We start from the raw sequence: 5,045 nt of genomic DNA on the forward strand, positions 1-5,045 counted from the left end.
ATGCGCTGGTCGATCTCGGCGGCACGCGGGCGACGCCGAACACCCGCGCCACGACCGAGCCGGCGCGGGACGGACTGGTGGCGAAAAGCGTCAACGCCGCGCCCAGCGCACTGGCCGACCGCAACGCCTTCCTGGACCGTTTTGCGCGCTTCATCCCGGCCGCGTTCTACTACAAGACCTTCATGTGGCCGGACTGGCACAGGTTCGAGCCGCGCATCCGCGCCATGGCGGGGCTGGGCACAGTCGATGCTGACTGGACCTCGCCCGGCATGGCCGACCAGATCAACCATCATTGCGACGTGCTGGTGGTGGGCGCGGGGCCGGCAGGGCTGGCGGCGGCAAGACTGGCGTCCGGTGCTGGCCTGACCGTCGCACTGGTCGACGACCAGCAGAGCCCCGGCGGATCGCTCGGCCATCGTGCCGCGGAGATCGACGGCAAGCCGGCGGCCGTATGGGTCAAGGAGACGATTGCCGAGCTTGCGGCTGGCGGTCACCTCATCCTGCCTTCGACCACCGCCTTCGGCATTTACGACCACAATCTGGTCGGGCTGAACCAGCGTCATCTCGACGGCCGGCCGGATACGCTGTGGCGCGTCAGGCCGCGCCAGATCGTGCTGGCGACCGGCGCCATAGAGCGACCGCTGCCTTTCGCCAACAACGATCTGCCGGGCATCATGTCGGCGGATGCGGCGTTCGCCTATCTCCGGCGCCACGCTGTGCTGGTCGGCCGCCGCATCATCGTCGCCACCAACAATGACAGCGCCTATGAGGTGGCGGGGGCGCTTGCCGAGGTCGGCGCCGAAGTCAGGCTTGTCGATATCCGGCGTGACGGCACGCCTGCGGCGGCGGCCAATGTCCGGCTGATCAAGGGGCGTTCTCTCGCATCCGCCAGCGGCAAGCTGCGCGTCGACGGGGTGACGCTCGACGACGGCACGAGGTTCGATGCCGATTGCGTTGTGGTCTCGGGCGGCTGGACGCCGACCATTCATCTCTTCGGCCAGGCCAAGGGCAAGCTCGCCTGGAGCGATGCGCGCGCGGCCTTCCTGCCGGGCGAACCGGTCGGCGGTATCGCCGTGGTCGGCGCCGCAGCCGGCGCGGTCTCCTTGTCGGAGGTGTTTGCCGGCGTGGAAAAGGCATTCGCCGGCAAGGAGAACGCGGCAACACCACGCAGCACCGGGCCGGAGGCGACGGACGGCATTCTCCCGGCCTGGCCGATGCCGGGCTCGAAAGGCCGCATCTGGATCGACTACCAGAACGACGTGACGGTGAAGGACGTCGAGCTGGCCGCACGCGAAAACTTCGTCTCGGTCGAACATCTGAAGCGCTACACCACGCTCGGCATGGCGACCGACCAGGGCAAGACCTCCAACCTGCCCGGGCTGGCGCTGATGGCAGGGATTACCGGCCGCACGGTGCCGGAGGTCGGCACCACCACCTACCGGCCGCCGTTCACGCCGGTGCCGCTGGCAAGCTTTGCCGGCGCGCGCGTCGGTGAATTGATGGCGCCGGTACGGCGGCTGCCGCTCGAAAACGTCCATCGCGCCAGCGGCGCTGTCTTCCAGGAATATGGCGGCTGGCTGCGGCCTGCCCACTATGGCGGCAACGCGGACGCGGAACGTTCGATCGCGGACGAGGCGCGACGTGCGCGCCAGTCGGTTGCGCTGTTCGATGGTTCGACGCTCGGCAAGATCGAGGTGATCGGGCCGCAGGCGGCGGCGTTCGTCGATTTCCTCTACTACAACACCATGTCAACATTGAAACCGGGCCGCTGCCGCTATGGCTTCATGCTGTCTGAGAACGGCGTGGTCTTCGACGACGGCGTGCTGGTGCGGCTGGACGAGCATCGCTTCGTCGTGTCGTGCTCGTCCTCGCATGTCGCCGCCGTCCATGCGCGGCTGGAGGAATGGCGCCAGGACCGTTTTGGCCGCGGCGCCGTCTACATCCACAACGCCACACCGGACATGGCGACACTGACCGTTTCGGGGCCAAATGCCCGCAAGCTGCTGGAAAAGCTGCATCTTGGCCTCTCGCTCGACGATGCCGACCTGCCGCACATGGCGATCGGTCATGGCACTTATGCCGGCGACGAAGTCCGCATCGCCCGCGTCAGTTTCACCGGCGACAGGAGCTACGAGATTTCGATCCGGGCCGACCACGCCGAGCCGCTATGGGCGCATCTGCGCGAGGCCGGCCAGGCGCTCGACGCCATCGTCATCGGCCTGGAGGCGCTGATGATCCTGCGTGCCGAAAAGGGTTTTATCGTCATCGGCAAGGACACCGACGGCACCACATTGCCGCATGATCTCGGCGTCCACGGTCCGCGGGCGAAACGCAAGACCGAGTTCGTCGGCCGCCGCTCATTGTTCACCGAGGAGGCGTCGCGTGACAATCGCATGCAGCTTGTCGGGCTGGCGGTGCCGCAAGGCGAAGCACCGCTGCCGACCGGCGCGCATGGCATCAAACGGATCGACGGCAGATTGCGCAGCCAGGGCTTTGTCACCTCGAGCTACCAGAGCCCGACGCTTGGCCGCCCGGTTGCGCTTGGGCTGATAGAGCGCGGCGAGACGCGGCACGGCGAGACGATCGACATCCAGTATCTCGGCAAGATCAGCAAGGCGACAATTACCGCCCCTTGCGCCTTCGACCCGGCAGGAGACCGGCTGCATGCGTGATCTCGCGGAAAAATGGTCCGTTGCACCGGACTGGCAATCGGCGGTGATCAAGGTGCCCGGCCTTGTGGTACGCGCGGTCTGCGGCCTCAACCAGTTGCTGGTCAGCGGCGACCTCGACGCGTGGGCGCGGGCTTCGAGCGCCGACGGGAACGGAGTCGGAGCCTTTGACACCGCACAAGGTGACCGCTATGCGGCGCGACTGGCGCGCGACCGGCTGCTCGTCGTCTCGAACAGCCCGCTTGCCATCGCCTCGGGCTGGCACATAGACGGGTTCGCGGTGACGGCGATCAGCGCCGGGTTGCAAATGTTCGAGGCCGAGGGCACGGCGCTCGACGCTTTCATCGCGCGTGGAACGACGCTCGATCCCAGCCAAGCGAGCGCCAGTGCAGCGCTGTCCTTCGCCGACATCAGCGCCGTCGTCTATCGCCATGACGCCAAGCTGCGCATCCATGTCGATCGCGGTCTTGCCGCCTATCTCTGGACATGGATGGAAATTGCCGCCGGCAACATCGCCGCAGGATCAGCGAAGTAGCCGGTTACGGCTGGTCAGAGTGTGAACGACCAGAACAGGCAGGCCAGCGTCGCGGCGGCAAAGACGGCGAAGAACAGGCTGCGCAGCAGCACGTTGCGGCGCAGCTCGTTCATGACGAAGTGACAACCGGCGATCGCCGCGGAAAACAGGAACCGCCAGTTCAGCAATGTCCACACGGCGCTGCCCTGCCCGAACGCCCATCTGGCGACCAGACAGCCGACGATGGTCGCAAACAGTGCGATCACGGTCCAGAAAAGGGCATCGGCGGCATGGGTCAGGACGATACCGGCCGCCCTTATCGGCAGGATCATCATCAGCATCGCGCTGAAGAAATAGACGGCGGCAATCGGGATGAACACGCCGGCGTCGGCAATGCCGTCAAGGCGCCTGACGCCGATCGCGCCATAGGGATAGCCGTGCCTGGCGACAGCCAGGCTCAACGCCATGAGCAAGGCGGTCAGCACGGCGACCAATGCGAAGGATGTGAGGGCTTTGCTCATGACGTTCCTGTCCCAGACGAATCAGACAGGAACGGTTTTAGCGGTCGGTCGTAAATTGCGCGTAAGCGGGGGCGCTGCCCTCACGGATTTCGTTCAGTTCAATCTGGCTGACGACAGGCTATTCAGCGGCGATCCGGCCTGCCGAACGATTGGCCAGCACAAAGCCGACCTCGTCGACCGCCTGCGCCGCACGCTTAAGGATCGCCTCGGAGCGCAGCACGCCGTCGGTGAAATCCTTGTCGGTGGCGTAGACGGCGGTGGGCAGCGCAAAGGCCTCGAAGAAGCCGAACAGCGGCCGCAGCTGATGCTCGACGATCAAGGCATGGCGCTCGCCACCGCCGGTCGCCGTCAGCACGATGGGCTTTCCCCGCAATGCCGCCGGATCGATCAGGTCGAAGAAATGCTTGAAAAGGCCGGTATAGCTGCCCTTGTAGGTCGGCGAGCCCACGACAAGCACGTCGGCGGCGAGGATTTGTTCCAGGATCGCGTGCGCCTGGCCGTCGAGATCGCGGGCCCATTTCGCCGTTCCCAGCGACGGCCCGAGATCCTCGATATCATAGGTGCTCGCCGATAGGCCGTGGCTGGCGGCGATGTCCCTGGCGATCAGATCGACGAAGGCGCGCGTCTTTGACGGCCTGGTGATGTTGCCGGAAAAGCCGACGACTGTTGGATTTGACATGGCAGTGGCCTCTTGGATGGTCGAAGGTTTGACGTGGCGGGCCGCCAGCCCGCCGGTGGGAAATCAGCTCCAGGCGTGCAGCGGCGGATTTTCGCCGTTGAGGAAATATTTGCCGAGGATCGAGTATTTCCAGCGCACCGGATCGTGCAGCGTGTGCGTGCGCGCGTTGCGCCAATGCCGGTCGAGATTGTGCTCGGCCAGGGTTGAGCGGGTCCCTGCCAGTTCGAACAGCTTGTTGGTGGCGGCGATGGCGATCTCTGTCGACAATATCTTGGCTTCAGCAGTGACGATCTGGGCGTGCGCCACCGTCTCGGCTGTCGGCTCGGCCACTGCCCGGTCGATTGCATGACCGGCCTTTTCGAGCAGCGCCTGCGCCGCGTGCAGGCGCAGCGTCAGGTCGCCGATGGCCTGAATGGTGTAGGGATCGTCCCAGGCGTTGTCGACGCCGCTGTCGATCCAGGCGCGGCTTTTGGTCCTGACGAAATCGACCGTCTCGTCGATCGCCGCCTGGGCGATGCCGGTGTCCACGGCCACCTGGATGATCTGGAAGATGGCGCCGTCGGCGGTCGGTTTGTCGTAGCCCTTGTAGCCGGGTACCAGATGCGTCTTCGGCACCTTGACGTTGTCGATGATGACGGTGCCGGACAGGGTAGTGCGCCTGT

Annotated in this window: 5 protein-coding genes; 2 read left to right on the top strand and 3 right to left on the bottom strand. The window is 65.7% G+C overall.

Annotated elements, in window-relative coordinates:
- Both EN914_RS23805 and EN914_RS23810 read left to right on the top strand, forming a co-directional pair.
- Positions 1-2,672, top strand: a 2,672-nt coding sequence (locus EN914_RS23805) for a sarcosine oxidase subunit alpha family protein (RefSeq protein ID WP_127389304.1), incomplete at its 5' end; no start/stop codon positions are given.
- Positions 2,665-3,204: a hypothetical protein gene (locus EN914_RS23810; RefSeq protein WP_024501872.1), complete on the top strand. Its 540-nt coding sequence runs from the start codon at positions 2,665-2,667 to the stop codon at positions 3,202-3,204. The genes EN914_RS23805 and EN914_RS23810, both read left to right, overlap by 8 nt.
- Before the next feature lie 14 nt (positions 3,205-3,218).
- Here the strand turns inward: EN914_RS23810 and EN914_RS23815 are convergent, their stop codons facing one another.
- From EN914_RS23815 to EN914_RS23825, 3 genes are all read right to left on the bottom strand, one after another.
- Positions 3,219-3,704, bottom strand: coding sequence for a hypothetical protein (locus EN914_RS23815; RefSeq protein ID WP_127389305.1), 486 nt, complete (start codon positions 3,702-3,704; stop codon positions 3,219-3,221).
- Between the two features lie 118 nt (positions 3,705-3,822).
- The gene (msuE, locus tag EN914_RS23820) at positions 3,823-4,383 is read right to left on the bottom strand and encodes an FMN reductase (protein WP_024501874.1); all 561 of its coding nucleotides are present in this window, start codon (positions 4,381-4,383) and stop codon (positions 3,823-3,825) included.
- A gap of 63 nt (positions 4,384-4,446) precedes the next feature.
- Positions 4,447-5,045, bottom strand: a 599-nt coding sequence (locus tag EN914_RS23825; RefSeq protein ID WP_281034668.1) for an acyl-CoA dehydrogenase family protein, incomplete at its 5' end; no start/stop codon positions are given.

The sequence above is a fragment of the Mesorhizobium sp. M7A.F.Ca.CA.001.08.2.1 genome, assembly GCF_003998455.1.
Classification (GTDB): domain Bacteria; phylum Pseudomonadota; class Alphaproteobacteria; order Rhizobiales; family Rhizobiaceae; genus Mesorhizobium; species Mesorhizobium ciceri.